At 60.7% G+C, this 15039-nt stretch carries 15 protein-coding genes; 3 read left to right on the forward strand and 12 right to left on the reverse strand.

Annotated elements, in window-relative coordinates; translation table 11 throughout:
• Positions 1 to 25: 25 nt before the first annotated feature.
• Genes PO778_RS10475 through PO778_RS10485 form a run of 3 tightly spaced genes read left to right on the forward strand, consistent with a single transcriptional unit; the run spans position 26 to position 2999 of the window.
• Positions 26 to 427, forward strand: a complete 402-nt coding sequence (locus PO778_RS10475) for a hypothetical protein (protein WP_271439589.1) — start codon at positions 26 to 28, stop codon at positions 425 to 427.
• 1 nt (position 428) lies between these two features.
• On the forward strand, positions 429 to 1394 hold the full coding sequence (locus PO778_RS10480) for a sterol desaturase family protein (protein WP_160731272.1): 966 nt from the start codon (positions 429 to 431) through the stop codon (positions 1392 to 1394).
• A gap of 21 nt (positions 1395 to 1415) precedes the next feature.
• Entirely contained in the window at positions 1416 to 2999 is a 1584-nt protein-coding gene (locus PO778_RS10485) for a GMC family oxidoreductase (protein ID WP_160731271.1), read from the forward strand.
• A 182-nt stretch (positions 3000 to 3181) separates the two neighbouring features.
• On the opposite strand, the gene PO778_RS10490 is transcribed toward PO778_RS10485, so the two are convergent.
• From PO778_RS10490 to PO778_RS10545, 12 genes are all read right to left on the reverse strand, one after another.
• Positions 3182 to 4519, reverse strand: a complete 1338-nt coding sequence (locus PO778_RS10490) for an ammonium transporter (RefSeq protein ID WP_271440029.1) — start codon at positions 4517 to 4519, stop codon at positions 3182 to 3184.
• Between the two features lie 29 nt (positions 4520 to 4548).
• Entirely contained in the window at positions 4549 to 4887 is a 339-nt protein-coding gene (locus PO778_RS10495) for a P-II family nitrogen regulator (protein ID WP_160731718.1), read from the reverse strand.
• A 150-nt stretch (positions 4888 to 5037) separates the two neighbouring features.
• The gene (locus PO778_RS10500; protein WP_160731270.1) at positions 5038 to 5739 is read right to left on the reverse strand and encodes an endonuclease/exonuclease/phosphatase family protein; all 702 of its coding nucleotides are present in this window, start codon (positions 5737 to 5739) and stop codon (positions 5038 to 5040) included.
• A gap of 9 nt (positions 5740 to 5748) precedes the next feature.
• Positions 5749 to 6315 carry a pyridoxamine 5'-phosphate oxidase family protein gene (locus tag PO778_RS10505; protein WP_271439590.1) on the reverse strand — a complete coding sequence of 189 codons (567 nt, stop codon included), beginning with the start codon at positions 6313 to 6315 and terminating at the stop codon, positions 5749 to 5751.
• Between the two features lie 31 nt (positions 6316 to 6346).
• Positions 6347 to 7870 carry a peptide chain release factor 3 gene (locus PO778_RS10510; RefSeq protein ID WP_160731268.1) on the reverse strand — a complete coding sequence of 508 codons (1524 nt, stop codon included), beginning with the start codon at positions 7868 to 7870 and terminating at the stop codon, positions 6347 to 6349.
• A 2-nt stretch (positions 7871 to 7872) separates the two neighbouring features.
• Positions 7873 to 10272, reverse strand: a complete 2400-nt coding sequence (gene pheT / locus PO778_RS10515) for a phenylalanine--tRNA ligase subunit beta (RefSeq protein ID WP_271439591.1) — start codon at positions 10270 to 10272, stop codon at positions 7873 to 7875.
• Positions 10269 to 11369 carry a phenylalanine--tRNA ligase subunit alpha gene (pheS, locus tag PO778_RS10520; protein ID WP_271439592.1) on the reverse strand — a complete coding sequence of 367 codons (1101 nt, stop codon included), beginning with the start codon at positions 11367 to 11369 and terminating at the stop codon, positions 10269 to 10271. Before pheS ends, pheT begins: the two co-directional genes overlap by 4 nt.
• A 67-nt stretch (positions 11370 to 11436) precedes the next feature.
• Positions 11437 to 12321, reverse strand: a complete 885-nt coding sequence (locus PO778_RS10525; protein ID WP_271439593.1) for an AraC family transcriptional regulator — start codon at positions 12319 to 12321, stop codon at positions 11437 to 11439.
• A gap of 210 nt (positions 12322 to 12531) precedes the next feature.
• Positions 12532 to 12891 (reverse strand): 50S ribosomal protein L20, encoded by a 360-nt coding sequence (rplT, locus tag PO778_RS10530; RefSeq protein WP_160604960.1) that lies wholly within the window; start codon positions 12889 to 12891, stop codon positions 12532 to 12534.
• Between the two features lie 30 nt (positions 12892 to 12921).
• Positions 12922 to 13125 (reverse strand): 50S ribosomal protein L35, encoded by a 204-nt coding sequence (gene rpmI / locus PO778_RS10535; RefSeq protein ID WP_160731264.1) that lies wholly within the window; start codon positions 13123 to 13125, stop codon positions 12922 to 12924.
• Between the two features lie 159 nt (positions 13126 to 13284).
• A complete protein-coding gene (locus tag PO778_RS10540) occupies positions 13285 to 14058 on the reverse strand; it encodes an SDR family NAD(P)-dependent oxidoreductase (RefSeq protein WP_271439594.1) in 774 nt (257 codons plus the stop codon).
• A gap of 47 nt (positions 14059 to 14105) precedes the next feature.
• Complete coding sequence (locus PO778_RS10545; RefSeq protein WP_160731262.1) at positions 14106 to 14891, reverse strand: inositol monophosphatase family protein; 786 nt, start codon at positions 14889 to 14891, stop codon at positions 14106 to 14108.
• Positions 14892 to 15039 lie beyond the last annotated feature (148 nt).

The following is a 15039-nucleotide window of genomic DNA, read 5'->3' on the forward strand; positions in this document are numbered from 1 at the left end:
TGACATTTGTGTCAGTAACGACCACATGGACCAGCTTCTGCAGATAGGCGGATCTCTTCTGGCGATTCTTGCTCTCGCATGGCTTGCGGGAAAGATGCAGCTTGGCGGCGACCGGCGCATCCGGAGCGAGGCCGAAGCGCGCGAACTGGCTGACGAGATCATGACCGGCTTCGACCCGATTGAAATCGCTATCGACCGCGCCGGTTACGGCGCTCTGCTGCGCGACGGGGATGGCAGTGTCATGGTGCTGCGCCGGCACGGTGCGCACTTTGCTGGCCGTTTGCTTGATCGGCGGCCTACAGCGCGGCTGGACCAGAATCTTCTCACAATCGAGGCCGAGGATCGCCCGTTCGGCGCGGTGACTCTCGATCTGGGCCGCCAAGCACAAGTCTGGGCGGCGAGCTTGCGGCGGCTGGAGGCGCGCTGAAATGCCCGATTTCTCACCTACCGAATATGCCGTTCCCGGGTTTATCCTGCTGGTGATCATAGAGATGATCTGGGCCCGCAAGCACCGGCCGGAAGCGTATGAGCCGCGCGACACCCTGACCTCGCTCGCATTCGGCCTCGGCAGCACCGTCGCCGGGCTGCTGCTTGGCGGCATGGCGCTGTTTCTGTTCCTGCTCGCCTATGAATACCGGGTCATCGATTTTGGACCGGAATGGTGGTCGATCTGGTGGCTGTGGCCGGTTGTTTTCGTGCTCGATGATCTTGCCTATTACTGGATTCACCGGTTCGGGCACCGCGTCAGGTGGTTCTGGGCAAGCCATGTGAACCATCATTCCAGTCAGCACTACAATCTGAGCACGGCGCTGCGCCAGACATGGACCGGGGCATTCACGCTGGGATTTGCTTTCAAATTGCCGCTCGTCTTCCTTGGCGTTCATCCGGTGATGATCGCGGTCGCCGGCGGGTTCAACCTGATCTATCAATTCTGGATTCACACCGAGGCTATCGGTAAGATGCCGCGCTGGTTCGAAGCGGTTATGAACACGCCCAGCCACCACCGCGTGCACCATGCAACCAATCCGCTGTATCTCGACCGGAACTATGCCGGAGTCTTCATCATCTGGGACAAGCTGTTCGGCACGTTCCAGCCCGAGGTCGACAGCGAACGCATCCGCTACGGGATCGTGAAGCAATTGGGCAGTTTCAACCTGCTGTGGGCCGTCTTCCATGAATGGATCGGCATGCTGGCCGATATCTGGAAGGCACCGTGGAGGCACAAGCTCGCCTATCTGCTGCGCGAACCCGGCTGGACCCACGACGGCAGCCGAGAAACGTCCGACATGATCCGGGAACGCTGGCAAGCTCGCCAGGCGCAGCAGCCCGAAAATCAGGGCCAAAATCGCATTGCAGATAACAACGCAATTGCCCCGGGCGAGGAAGCCGCTTAACCTTTCCGTAAAGGAGAGGTCATGGATCAGTTCGACTACATCGTAATCGGCGGAGGCAGCGCGGGCAGCGCTGTTGCCGGCAGGCTCGCAGAATATGGCAAGCACAGCGTCTGCCTGCTCGAGGCAGGTGGGCGAAACGACAACATGCTGGTCAAAACGCCCGGCTTCATGCCGTTCCTCCTAAAGAACACCAATTACCGGTATGACACGGTCCCGCAAAAGGGGTTGAACGGCCGCATAGGCTATCAACCGAGGGGTAAAGGTCTGGGCGGATCATCGGCCATCAATGCGATGGTCTACATTCGCGGTAACAAGTGGGATTACGATAATTGGGCTGAACTCGGCTGCGATGGCTGGAGCTATGATGATGTCCTGCCGTTTTTCAAATACGCGGAAAGCAACGAACGCGGCGCGGACGATTTCCATGGCGGTGAAGGTCCGCTGTTCGTTTCCGACCAGAAATGGGTGAACCCGACCAGCAAGGCTTTTGTATCGAGTGCGGAGTCGCTCCAACTGCGGCTGAATGAGGATTTCAACGGCCAGCGTCAGGATGGCTTCGGTGTCTACCAGGTGACGCAGCGCAATGGTGAACGCTGGTCTGCCGCGCGTGCGTATATCGAACCGCTGCGGGATATGCCCAACCTCGAAATCCGCACGAAGACGCTGGTCGACAAGCTGATCATCGAAGGCGGCAAGGTTACGGGCGTCGCGATCAGGCAGGGCCGGCGGCGCAAGATCCTGACCGCGCGGGGCGGCGTGATCCTGTCTGCCGGTGCATTCAATTCACCTCAGATCATGATGGTTTCCGGCATCGGTCCGGCGGCCCACCTGAAGGAGCACGGGATTAACGTGGTTCGCGACGCGCCAGCAGTGGGCAGCGACCTGCAGGACCATATCGATTACGTGTCGAGCTGGGAAACCGAATCCAAGGACCCGATAGGCGACAGCGCCGCCGGGACCGCCCGCATGGCCAAGGCGATCATCGAACACCGGCGCAAACGCACCGGCATCATGACCACCCCCTATGCAGAGGCCGGCGGTTTCTGGAGCGTGATGCCCGATGCCCCCGCCCCCGACATCCAGTGGCATTTCGTTCCGGCGATGCTGGAAGATCACGGACGCGAAAAGGTAAAAGGGCACGGCTTTTCGCTCCACGCCTGCGTCCTTCGGCCCGAAAGCCGGGGGACAGTGCGCCTGAATTCGGCTGACACGAAAGATGCGCCGCGTATCGACCCCAATTTCCTCGATGATGAACGCGACATCGCGGTGCTGCGCGCAGGCGTGCGCTTGTCTCACCGGATTGCCGAGGCTTCGCCGCTGGCGGATTACGAACCGAAGGACCGCCACGAGATCAATCTGAACGACGACGATGCTCTCGATCAGCTGATCCGCAACCGTGCAGACACCGTCTATCACCCTGTCGGCACGTGCCGGATGGGGGCCGACGAGAACAGCGTTGTCGATACCAAGCTGAAGGCGCGCGGCGTTGACGGCCTGTGGATCGCCGATGCCAGCGTCATGCCCAAGATCGTCAGCGGCAACACCAATGCCCCGTCGATCATGATCGGCGAACGCTGCGCCGACTTCATCATGAACGGCGGCTAGGGCCGGAACCACACTGCTGCTTGGGGATATCCGGCCGAGGTTCTCGCCAGCACAAATGCGCCCACACAAAAAAGGGGCCGGAGCTTTGCAGCGCCGGCCCGTTGAGTGTTGTTCGCAGGAGGAACGTTGTGCGGCGGGAACGGGAGGGGAGAGGATCTCCCGGCCCCGCCGTACCTGGTGAATTAGTTGTAGGCGCGTTCGCCGTGTTCGCTGATGTCGAGGCCGTCGACTTCGGCTTCTTCCGAAACCCGGAGGCCGAGAAGTGCCTTGACGATAAGCCCAGCGATCAGAGTGCCGACACCGGCCCAGACGATCGTGACGAGAACGCCTTCGGTCTGGATCCACAGCTGTGCTGCCACGCCGGTCGAGCCATCGCCCGGTCCGCCGAGGAACGGCTGGTAGACAATGCCTGTACCGATCGCACCGACGATGCCGCCAATGCCGTGGATGCCGAACGCATCAAGGCTGTCATCATAGCCGAACTTGGCTTTGAGCTTGGCAACCGCGAAGTAGCATACTGCAGATGATACGATGCCGAGCAGGATCGCACCGAACGGACCGGAGTTGCCGGCAGCCGGGGTCACCGCAACCAGACCGGCGATAACACCGGAACAGAAGCCGAGGGCTGATCCCTTGTGACCAGCGAGACGTTCGATGACCATCCAGGACAGGGCACCGGCTGCTGTCGCAACGAAGGTGTTGATCATGGCAAGTCCGGCAGACCCGTCCGCTTCAAGAGCGGAACCGGCGTTGAACCCGAACCAACCGACCCACAGCAGGCCTGTGCCGACCATGGTCAGCGTCAGGCTGTGCGGAGGCATCGGCTCAGCCGGATAGCCGCGGCGTTTGCCGAGAAGGAATGCGAGGACCAGGCCCGAAACACCTGCGTTGATGTGCACCACGGTGCCGCCGGCGAAATCGAGCGCACCAGCTTCGAACAGAAGCCCGCCGCCTGCCCAGACCATGTGGGCAATCGGGAAATAGACGATGGTCAGCCAGATCGGCACGAATGCCATCACTGCGCTGAACTTCATCCGTTCAGCCGTCGCACCAAGGATCAGCGCTGCGGTAATCGCGGCGAAGGTCATCTGGAAGCTGACGAACACATATTCGCTGATGACTTCATCGGTGAATGTCGCAGCAGTCGTGCTGGCGTCCATGCCCGAGAGGAAATAGCTGCCCCCGCTGACAAACAGGCCGAGCGCGCCTTCATAGGTTTCCGAACCGAAGGCGAGGCTGAAGCCCCACATCACCCATACGAGCATCGCGAGCGACGCCGTCGCACCGATTTGGGTCATGGTCGACAGCATGTTTTTCGAGCGGGTGAGGCCGCCATAGAACAGCGTCAGGCCAGGAATGATCATCAGCAGGACCAGAATAGTCGCTGTCATCATCCAGGCGTTGTTGCCGGGATTGGCCACTGCAGGCGCAGCCTCGGCAGCATCCTGCGCCCATGCGGGTGCGGCGGCGGCAAACGACGCGCCAAGCGCGCCAGCCCCGCCAAGAATTTTGCGGATCATGGAAGTTTCCTTCATGTCTGGAAGTGCGGTCATAGCGCTGTGTCTCCGGTTTCGCCGGTGCGGATGCGCGTCGCGTCGGCGAGGTCGAAAACGAAGATTTTTCCGTCGCCGATCGACTCGGTGCTTGCGGTATCCTTGATGGTTTCAACCACCTGAGCGGCGATGTCGTCGCCAGCTGCAATTTCCAGCTTCACCTTGGGAAGCATGTTGGTGGAATATTCAGCGCCCCGATAAATCTCGGTTTGCCCTTTTTGACGTCCGAAGCCCTTGACCTCGGAAACGGTCATGCCCGCCACGCCAATGGCGCCGAGTGCTTCGCGCACCTCGTCGAGCTTGAATGGTTTGATTACGGCGATGATGAACTTCATCTCTGGCCCCTGCTTGTCCGCCGACCCGTCGTCGACTTCGCACATGCAGCAAAAGCCGTGCCAGTTTTGAAATATCCCGGATTCCGCAGGGGTTAGTGCGCAACAAACCTTCCCCACGAAGGAACAAATTGCCTGATTATTAGGCGATGCCTATAAATTAGGCAATTCTAGGTGGGCGACGATCGGCAAATGGTCCGATGCCTGTGCCGCCATGCCGCTGTGGTGAACGTGTTGTTCAAGGCAGCCCCACTCGGGCGAAGTCACAATTCTGTCGAGCCGGGCAATCGGCTGGCGCGAGGGGAAGCTGCGGCCTGTGTCGAGGATGTGCCAGCCCGCATTGAATTCCTGCATCGCCCCGGTCTGGTTACCCCATTGGTTGAAATCGCCCATCAGCACTGTCGGACAGGCTGGCCCGCAATCCTCGACATGACCCAGCACGGCCTTGATCTGATCGCGCCTGCGCAGACCGGACAGGTCGAGGTGCATTCCCACAACGCGGACCCTGATTCCGTCAATGTGGAGGTCCGCGCGCGCCGCTCCGCGCGGCTCAAGCGTCGGCAGATCGAGCGGTTCGGCGTTGATGATCTTGAATTTTCGCCGCACGAGCAGGGCATTGCCGTGCCAACCCAGGCTGCGCGGCCGCTTGGCCACATCCACCGGTTTCCACGGCGTGTCGTCCAGCGCGGCACGTTCCAGAACGCTGGCCCTCTGGCCGACCCGCAAATCCGCCTCCTGCAAGGCGATGATATCCGCATCCAGCTCGCGCAGGACCGTGATGATCCGGTCTGCATCGCGGCGCCCGTCGGTGCCCACGGCCTTGTGGATGTTATAGCTGGCGAATTTTAGCCTCACGAAAGGTGCCTATTCCTCTGGCTCGCCCGGAATGTACCGGTCGGTCGGCCGCGCAGGCAAACCGTCAATACTCGACAGCTGCATTCCGTATTTCGCCGCCCATTCGGACGGATTGGCGCGGGCATGGTGCTTAGTCAGTGTGTCCCGCTCACGCTCGAATTCCATGAATGGAACGCCGTAACCGCAGCTGGTCTGAACGCTTTCCACCTTGATGTCGAAGATCTGCCGCGTTCCTGGCAACAGGGTGAAATGCTGCGCCAATGCGTCCCACTGTGCATCCTTGGGCAGCACCGGAACGCCCTGACCATAAATTCTGAGGATCAGGGCTGGCTGTTCGAAGTTGCAGAACATGACCGTAATCCGGCCATTCGCCAACAGATGGGCGTGGGTTTCGTTGCCCGACCCGCCAAGGTCGAGATATGCAACCCGCCCCGGCTCCAGAACGCGGAATGCATCATAGCCTTTGGGGCTGAGATTGACGCGCGACCCCTCCGCCGCAGTGGCCACGAAGAACACCGGCTGCCTGCCAATCATCGCAATATGATCATCCTGCAGCGTGTCGAAAAATTCGGCCATTTCACAATGCTACGCTCGCAAGCGCGGCTTGTCACCGCTCCTTCGTAGCGGAAAATTTCAGATCCGGATTTTTCTCTTCCTGATAGCTTACATCCCACGGGGACTTGGCCAGAAACACAAGGTCGCCATCGCGGTCCTTGGCGAGATGAGGGCGATTGAATTCCTCGAAATCCTTCATCGCCTGACCTTCACCCTTTACCCAGCGGGCCGTCGCAAACGGGGCCGCCTCCAGCGCAGCTTCGACCTTGTATTCCGCCGACAACCGCGAGATCAGCACTTCCAGCTGCAACTGGCCGACTACGCCCACGATATGGTTCGCACCCAGTTCGGGATAAAATACCTGGATCACGCCCTCTTCGGAAAGGTCGTCCAGCGCCTTGCGCAGCTGCTTGGTCTTGGTCGGGTCTTTCAGCTGGACCCGGCGGAGAATCTCCGGCGCGAAGTTGGGCAGCCCGGTAAATCGCAGCTTGTTGTTTTCGCTCAGCGTGTCGCCAACCCGCAAAGTCCCGTGATTGGGGATGCCGATGATATCGCCCGCCTCAGCGGTGTCGGCAATTTCGCGGTCTTGCGCAAAGAACAGGATCGGAGAATGGATCGCGATCGGCTTGCCAAGACCCGACGGAATCAATTTCATCCCGCGTTTAAACGTGCCCGAAACCTGCCGCATGAAGGCGATCCGGTCGCGGTGGTTCGGGTCCATATTGGCCTGAACCTTGAAGATGAAACCGGTAACCTCGTCGTCATCGGGCTGCACCTGAGTTTCACCGGCCGGCTGCGGCCGGGGCGGCGGAGCATATTTGGCAATCGCATCGATCAACTCGGTAACGCCGAAATTCTTCAGCGCAGAACCGAAATAGACCGGCGTCAGATCGCCATTGCGATAGGCTTCCAGATCGAACTCGGGATAACCGATCTGCGCCAGTTCGGCATTTTCTGCGACTTCGTCAGGCAAAACCGGATCTGCGTCTCGCTTACCCAGAAACTCTTTCGACGGACCTTCAGGGCGCGCGACAGTGCCGCCTTCGAATTCCAGAATGCCTTCAAACTGGCCGCCCATTCCGACCGGAAACATTTGCGGGCTGACGTCGAGCGCCAGCATGTCGGCAATTTCATCGAGCAATTCGAAAACCGGGCGCCCTTCGCGGTCGACCTTGTTGACGAAGGTAATGATCGGCACGCTGCGCAGCCGGCAAACCTCGAACAGCTTGCGCGTCTGCGGCTCGATACCCTTGGCGGCATCGATCACCATGATCGCCGAATCGACCGCCGTTAGCGTGCGGTAGGTGTCTTCGGAGAAATCCTCGTGCCCCGGCGTGTCGAGCAGGTTGAAGGTAATCCCGTCCCGCTCGAACGTCATCACGCTGGATGTGACCGAAATTCCGCGCTGCTGTTCGATCTTCATCCAATCGGACCGAGCGCGCCGCGCCTGCCCGCGCGCCTTGACTTCGCCCGCAAGGTGGATCGCCCCGCCTTGCAGCAGCAGTTTTTCTGTCAGCGTGGTCTTACCAGCATCGGGATGCGAAATGATCGCAAATGTTCGCCTGTCGGATGTCATGATCAGCCGCGCAGTTCCGCGCCGAGTTTTGCCGCGGCGGCGACGACCTTGTCCGAAATCGCTTTCAGGTCTTCTTCCTGATAGCTCTTCTCAGCTGGTTGAAGCGTCACTTCGATCGCGACCGATTTCTTGCCCTCCGGCACGCCCTGACCGGCAAAGACATCGAAGATGCGCGCATCCACGATGTTCGCCTTGTCCGCACCCTTGACCATGCGCTGCAAGTCGCCTGCCGGCAGTTCAGCCGGAACGAGAAACGCGAAATCGCGCATGACCGATTGCAATGCGGGCGGCGAATAATTGCTTCTGGCGAAACTTGCAGCGCCCTTCTTGCCAGGGATCGCGTCGAGGAAAATCTCCACCGCAACGACCGGCACTTCAATGTCGAAAGCCTCGAGTGTCTTGGGATGCAGCGCGCCGAAGCGGGCCAGCACGTTCTTTGGTCCCAGACGCAAGGTGCCGGACTGACCAGGGTGGAATTGACCGCCGGCCTCGCCCATCACCTGCAACTTTTCAGCCGGGGCGCCGGCCTCTGCCAGCAGCGCCATGGCCTCTGCCTTGGCGTCGAAAGCATCGAAATGTACCGCCTTGCCCGATGCCCAACCGCGCGGGGTTTTCTCGCCCGCCAGCACCACACCGACAGTCGGCTTCTCGTTGCTGGACCCGTCATCATTGCGGAAATACCGCCGGCCGATCTCGAACAGCCGCAGCGCACCGGCGCCGCGATCGACATTGCGTTTGGCAGCCATCAGCAAGCCGGGAATCATGGACGGGCGCATCGCCTTCATGTCTTCGCTGATCGGGTTGTCGAGCACCCAGAGCTTGTGACCGTAGGCAAAATGTTCTGCCTCCGGCACTGGCAGGAATGACCAGGTAACCGCCTCGTTCAGCCCGCGGCCCGCAGCAGCACGGCGAACGCGCCGCTCCTGCTGCTGTTCGCTCGACGCGGTCGGCTCGGCAACACCCTCCGCACGCGGCAAAGCAACACTGGCGACATCGTCGATGCCGTAAATGCGCACGACTTCCTCGACCAGATCTGCCGGACCTTCCACATCGTGGCGGCGCAGAGGCGCGGTTACCGCCCACGGAACAGCCGATGCATCGACGGTGAAGCCAAGCGATTCGAGAATCCGCTGCTGCTCGTCAGAGGCAACATCCACCCCGCCCAACTTTTGCGTCAGAGCTGGATCGAAGGACACCTTCCGGGCCTCGGCAGGCGGGGTTCCGGCGCGGACTTTTTGTGTCGCTGCGCCCCCTGCGAGTTCGGCGATCAGACCGGTCAGCAGGTCCAGTCCATCATCGAGAAACGCGGGATCGACGCCGCGCTCGAACCGGGTCCGCGCGTCGGACGACAGGCTCAGCTTGCGGCCCGTCTGGCCAATCCGGTGAGGATCGAAATAGGCGATTTCGAGCAGCACGTCGGTGGTTGAATCCGAACAGCCCGAATTCTCGCCGCCCATAATACCGGCGATGTCGTGCACGCCGCTATCGTCCGCGATGACGGTCATCTCGCTATTGAGCGTATAGGTCTTTTCGTTAAGCGCCAGAACCTGTTCGCCATCCTTGGCGCGGCGGGCAGTGACGGCACCGTTCAGCGTCGCCAGATCGTAAGCGTGCGCCGGGCGGCCATAGGCCAGCATCAAGTAATTGGTCAGATCGACCAACAGCGAGATGGGCCGCTGCCCTGCACTTTGCAGGCGCTGCTGCAGCCAATCAGGCGACGGGCCATTGCGGACGCCGGTAATCACGCGGCCATAGAATGCTGGGCAACCTTCCGGATCATCCGTGCGGATTTCAACCGGACACGCGCCCGCTTCCTCGAAAGGCGGCATGGCAATCGGCTTCAGCGTCCCCATGCCAGCAGCCGCAAGGTCGCGCGCGATGCCGTGCACGCCCATGCAATCCGGGCGGTTGGGGGTAATCGCCACATCGAACACCGGCGAGGTGCCGTGATAGATGGCGAAGCTTTCGCCGACGGGCGCGTCATCGGGCAGCTCGATGATGCCGTCATGCTCGTCGCCCAGCTCCAGTTCGCGCACTGAGCACATCATGCCGCTCGATTCGACGCCGCGGATCGCGCTCTTGCGCAGCTCCATTCCGTTGGAAGGAACGACAGCGCCGGGCTGGCCCAGCACACCCTTCATCCCCGCGCGCGCATTGGGCGCCCCGCAAACCACCTGCAAGGGATCGCCCGCGCCGGTGTCCACGGTCAGCACCTGCAGCTTGTCGGCATCGGGGTGCTTGGCCGCAGTGAGGACTTTGGCCACGGTGAAACCGGCGAGCTTTTCCGCCGGGTCCTCGATACCTTCGACCTCCAGACCGATACGGTTCATCGCCGCCGCCAGTTCCGCAACACTCGCCTCGGTTTCGAGGTGATCCTTGAGCCAGGTCAGGGAGAACTTCATGCCGGTGCTCCTACGCCTGCGGAAAGGGTCGGCTGGTCATAGGGGCTGAACCCGTAATGCTGCAGCCAGCGAATGTCGCCGTCGAAGAAAGCGCGCAAATCGTCCATTCCGTATTTCAGCATCGCGAGGCGGTCCACGCCCACGCCGAAGGCAAAGCCCTGCCATTCGTCAGGATCGAGACCGGCGAATTCGATCACCCGGCGGTTGACCATGCCACTGCCCAGCAATTCCATCCACGCATGACCGGGGGCATCCCCCGATCCGCCCAGTACGCGGCGGCCCTTGACGATCTCGAAGCCGACATCGACCTCAACGCTCGGCTCGGTGAAGGGAAAGTAGGACGGGCGCAGGCGCAGGACGATATCGTCGCGCTCGAAAAATGCCTTGAGGAAGGTTTCCAGCGTCCATTTCAGATGGCCAAGGTGGATGTCCCGGTCGATCACCAGGCCTTCCACCTGATGGAACATCGGCGTGTGTGTGGCATCGCTGTCGCTGCGGTAAACGCGGCCCGGCGCGATAATCCGCACTGGCGCACCCTCGTTCACCATCGTGCGGATCTGCACAGGCGAGGTGTGCGTGCGCAGCAGCATCGCACGGTCTTCCTTGTCCCTGTCAGGGAAATAGAATGTGTCATGCATCGCGCGCGCCGGATGGTGCTCATCCATGTTGAGCGCGGTGAAATTGTGCCAGTCATCCTCGACTTCGGGACCGGTCTTCACCGCGAAACCGAGATCGGCGAAAATCTCTGCCAGTTCGTCCATCACCTGGCTGACCGGATGGACCGTTCCCCTCGCCTCGTCCGGAGCGGGCAGAGACAGGTCGAGCGTTTCGGTTGCCAGTCGTCGGTCAAGCTCGGCATTTTCCAGCGCGTCCTTGCGGGCGGCGATGGCATCGGCCACTTCGGCCCGCGCCTGCTGGATCGCTGGGGCTTTTTCCTGGCGTTCTTCCGGGGTCATCTTACCCAGGGTTTTGAGCAGCTGGCTGATCCAGCCCTGCTTGCCCAGCGCATCGACGCGCAGCGCCTCTACAGCGTCAAGCGAGCCTGCGGCTTCAATCGCCTCGAGGGCGGTGTTTTTCTGTGTCTGCAATTCTTCCATGGCGAAGGCGCGCTAGCGCCAATTTGCGCGCAAGGCAAAGGTGCAGATTGGCAGGCCGAATTTCGTTTCAGTCAGGTGCGCGTTCGGGCGGGTCCAAAGTCGGCACTGCCGAGCCGTAGGCACGCATCCTTTCCTTCAGAAATGCGCCCATTACCGGGTGATCCATTTCCGCATATTCGGTGGGCGTCATGCCGAGGAATTCCTTGCAGTCGCGCACGAAGTGGGACTGATCGAAATAGAGCGAGTCTATCGCGCCGATCCATCCGAGCGTCGGATCGAGCATGAACTGGGCAAGGCTGCGCATGAAGCGCTGCCGGCGCAGCAGGAGCTTGGGCGAGAACCCGAAATGCTTGCGGCACAGCCGCTCAAGGGTCCGCTGATTCAATCCGCACTGGTCGGCGAGATCGGAAACATGCGGCAGCTCTGGTTCGACCAGCTTTGTATGGATGGCCGTGATCCTTGGGTCTTCCTTGCCAAACCGCGGCGCGGCCTCGCGGAAATAATGCGTGATCCAGTCCAGTTGGCTGTGCTCTGCACCCTCACGCGACTGCAAGCCATCTGCGAGCTCTGCAAACTGGGTGAAAGCCGGCGAGATGCGCGCATCGTTGATCGTATTGGCAAAATCGTCTGCCGGCCTGCCCACAAATGTGGACCAGCCCAGCGGCATCAGGCCGATGCCCCAGATACTGGTCGCGCCCATGGTAAAGTTCAGCGGGCTACGGCTGGGCCCGGTTACGGTCACGTCGCAATCGTCGAGCACATTCCCGGCGATTTCGTTGTGAGGCCGCGCACCGGAGAAAACCCGAAAATTCGCCCATTCGGGATGCAGCGAATCGCTGACGGTTTCCGACGGGCCGGGATCGATGTCGACATGATAGAAGGTCGTAAAATATCGTTCGAGATCTGGAGGCGGCTCATGAAAGCTCACCGCGATCCGGCATTGTCCGGACATTTTGGCGTTCCCCGACTTGTCGTATTTCTACAAGCGGTATTCATACGCATGCGGCCCGGAAAGGAAAGGGTGCCGCGTTAATCAGCCTTGGGGCCGCCGAGCCTGAGGGTCTGGATCGTGGCAGCGAATCTATGTCAGACATAGAAAAGGGCGCGGAAGGTCATGCCATCCGCGCCCTTTCATGATCCGGTTCTGAAACCGGCGAAGTGCTTAAGCCGGAAGGGCTTTCTTCGCCTGTTCGATCACGCTCTTGAAGGCAGCGCCTTCGTTCATCGCGAGATCGGCCATTACCTTGCGGTCCAGTTCGATACCGGCGAGCTTAACGCCGTGCATGAACTGCGAATAGGTCAGGCCTTCTGCGCGGACGGCAGCGTTGATACGCTGGATCCACAGAGCGCGGAAATTGCGCTTCTTAACCTTACGGTCGCGATACGCGTACTGGCCTGCCTTTTCGACAGCCTGGCGCGCGACGCGGATGGTGTTCTTGCGGCGACCGCGATAGCCCTTGGCCTGGTCCAGTAACCGCTTATGCTTTTGGCGCGTGGTGACGCCGCGTTTAATGCGTGGCATTTTTCAAGTACTCCTAAATTCCGAACCGGCTCAATCGAGACCGTAAGGGGCCCATTTCTTGATTGTCTTGACGTTGTCGTCAGACAGTACGGACGTGCCGCGGTTGGTACGGATGTACTTGGCGTTGTGGTGCGTAAGACGGTGGCGCTTACCAGCGACGCCGTGCTTCACTTTGCCAGTTGCGGTGATCTTGAAGCGTTTCTTCACACCACTTTTGGTCTTCAGCTTGGGCATTTCTTGTCTCCTGAAAGGATGTCGGGTCAGAGACACGTCCAACCAGCCCTGGCAGCCCTAACGGCCAGACCGGCAGATGAATCACGTGTCGGTGAAGGGGGCGCATTTAGACGAACCACGCGCGAATGCAAGGGGATTCGCAGGCGCTGGACGGGCGCATCAACCGGCGTAAATCATCTTCCGCGTCATCCCGCCATCGACCACGATCTGCTGCCCGGTGACAAAGCCGGCTCCTTCGCCAACAAGCCATTCGACAGTGCGCGCAATATCGGACACTTCGCCGACACGCCCGACAGGATGCTGTTCCTTGTCAATTTCGCGGTGCTCAGGGAAGCTGCGATCCGCTTGTTTCTGCCACGGACCCGTCTCTATCCAGCCGGGCAGCACCGCGTTCACGCGAATATCCGGCCCCAGCGATACCGCCATCGAATGGGTCAGCGCGCTGACCCCGCCCTTGGATGCAGCATAGGCGAATGTATCTGGCTCCGATTGCAATGCGCGGGTGGATGACATGTTGATGATGCTGCCCTGCTTGCCGCGGCGCAGCAGGGGAATTGCCGCCCGGCTGCACAGGAAGGTTGATGTCAGGCTAGCGTCAATCCAGCCCTGCCACTTCTCCAGCGTGAGCTCTTCCATCGGGCCGCAGTAAGGATCAGCTATGGCGGCATTGTTGACCAGAACAGTCAGCGGCGACTGTCCAAGCCATTCCGAAATCTGCCCGAATGCCGCCGCAACGGCGTGCTCGTGCCCGACATCGCATTCGATCGCCAGCAGTTCATCGCCCGCAAATTGATCGCGCAGTTCAGCCAGAGCGTCATCATCCTTGTCGAGGGTGCACACCCGCCAGCCTAGGTCCAGAAAATGCACCGCCGTACCCCGGCCGATGCCGGCGCCGCCGCCGGTTATGACGATAGTGTTGTTTGTCGTGCTCATGGCGCGAAAACGATCCGCACGCGGATTGGTGCCTTGATCTTTGCCAATTAGCCCATCGCTTCGAGGACATCCTCGAGCCGCGCCGGATCGCCCAGTGCAAGCACATGGCCGTCACTGTTCGCGTCGAGCGGATTGCCTTGCCAGTCGGACATGGTGCCGCCCGCACCCTCCACCACCGGAACAAGCGCGGCATAATCATAAATCTCTAGGCCAGCCTCGCACACGATATCGAGGTGACCCGATGCCAGCAGTCCGTAATTGTAGCAGTCGCCGCCATAGACGATCATGCCCTGACGTTTGTTTCCGCCGACTGCCTGGGCCACTTTCATATAGGCATCCGCCTGTCCCGCATCGAAGTAGTGCGGACTGCTGGTTGCCAGCTTCGCTTCGGTCAGTTCGCGGCAGCCGGAGGTTTGAACGGGTTTGCCGTTGAAGGTCGTGCCGCCGCCGATCTGACCAACCCAGCGTTCGCCCGCTATCGGCTGGTCGATCACACCCAGCATCGGCCAGCCATCCTGCATCAGTGCGATCAATGTGCCGAAGATCGGACGCCCCGCCATGAAACTGATCGTCCCGTCGATCGGATCGAGGACCCACTGCCGCCCGGCCGATTCGCGGCTGGTGCCGTATTCCTCGCCGATAATGCCGTCATCGGGATATTCCGATTCGATCAAGCGGCGCATCTCTGCCTCGGCCGCTTTGTCGGCTTCTGTAACAGGGCTGCGGTCGGCTTTGCGCTCGTCGGAAAAGCTCGATCGGAAAAGCGGCCCGATTACCGAACCGGCGGCATCCGCCAAGCGGTTGGCGAAGGCGATATCTCTGGAATTGATCATGCACTGCACATCGTGGCAGAGCGCGATTTGGTCAAGGCATAGGCCTTGCGTAAGCTGCGGTTTTGCATAAGGGTCTTGGCATAGGGCTTGGCGCCGGAAGACAATTGTCCGCCCCGGTTGCCGCTCATAAAAAACCGGGCACGTTTCG

This window comes from Pontixanthobacter luteolus, assembly GCF_947494915.1.
GTDB classification, from domain to species: domain Bacteria; phylum Pseudomonadota; class Alphaproteobacteria; order Sphingomonadales; family Sphingomonadaceae; genus Pontixanthobacter; species Pontixanthobacter luteolus.

Coding starts and splice junctions, on each gene's coding strand:
- PO778_RS10495 (WP_160731718.1), bottom strand. CDS start 4,887: ATGAAGTTCATCATCGCCGTAATCAAACCATTCAAGCTCGACGAGGTG.
- PO778_RS10485 (WP_160731271.1), top strand. CDS start 1,416: ATGGATCAGTTCGACTACATCGTAATCGGCGGAGGCAGCGCGGGCAGC.
- PO778_RS10525 (WP_271439593.1), bottom strand. CDS start 12,321: ATGTCCGGACAATGCCGGATCGCGGTGAGCTTTCATGAGCCGCCTCCA.
- pheS (WP_271439592.1), bottom strand. CDS start 11,369: ATGGAAGAATTGCAGACACAGAAAAACACCGCCCTCGAGGCGATTGAA.
- PO778_RS10545 (WP_160731262.1), bottom strand. CDS start 14,891: ATGATCAATTCCAGAGATATCGCCTTCGCCAACCGCTTGGCGGATGCC.
- PO778_RS10475 (WP_271439589.1), top strand. CDS start 26: ATGGACCAGCTTCTGCAGATAGGCGGATCTCTTCTGGCGATTCTTGCT.
- rplT (WP_160604960.1), bottom strand. CDS start 12,891: ATGCCACGCATTAAACGCGGCGTCACCACGCGCCAAAAGCATAAGCGG.
- PO778_RS10480 (WP_160731272.1), top strand. CDS start 429: ATGCCCGATTTCTCACCTACCGAATATGCCGTTCCCGGGTTTATCCTG.
- pheT (WP_271439591.1), bottom strand. CDS start 10,272: ATGAAGTTCTCCCTGACCTGGCTCAAGGATCACCTCGAAACCGAGGCG.
- PO778_RS10505 (WP_271439590.1), bottom strand. CDS start 6,315: ATGGCCGAATTTTTCGACACGCTGCAGGATGATCATATTGCGATGATT.
- rpmI (WP_160731264.1), bottom strand. CDS start 13,125: ATGCCCAAGCTGAAGACCAAAAGTGGTGTGAAGAAACGCTTCAAGATC.
- PO778_RS10490 (WP_271440029.1), bottom strand. CDS start 4,519: ATGATCCGCAAAATTCTTGGCGGGGCTGGCGCGCTTGGCGCGTCGTTT.
- PO778_RS10540 (WP_271439594.1), bottom strand. CDS start 14,058: ATGAGCACGACAAACAACACTATCGTCATAACCGGCGGCGGCGCCGGC.
- PO778_RS10510 (WP_160731268.1), bottom strand. CDS start 7,870: ATGACATCCGACAGGCGAACATTTGCGATCATTTCGCATCCCGATGCT.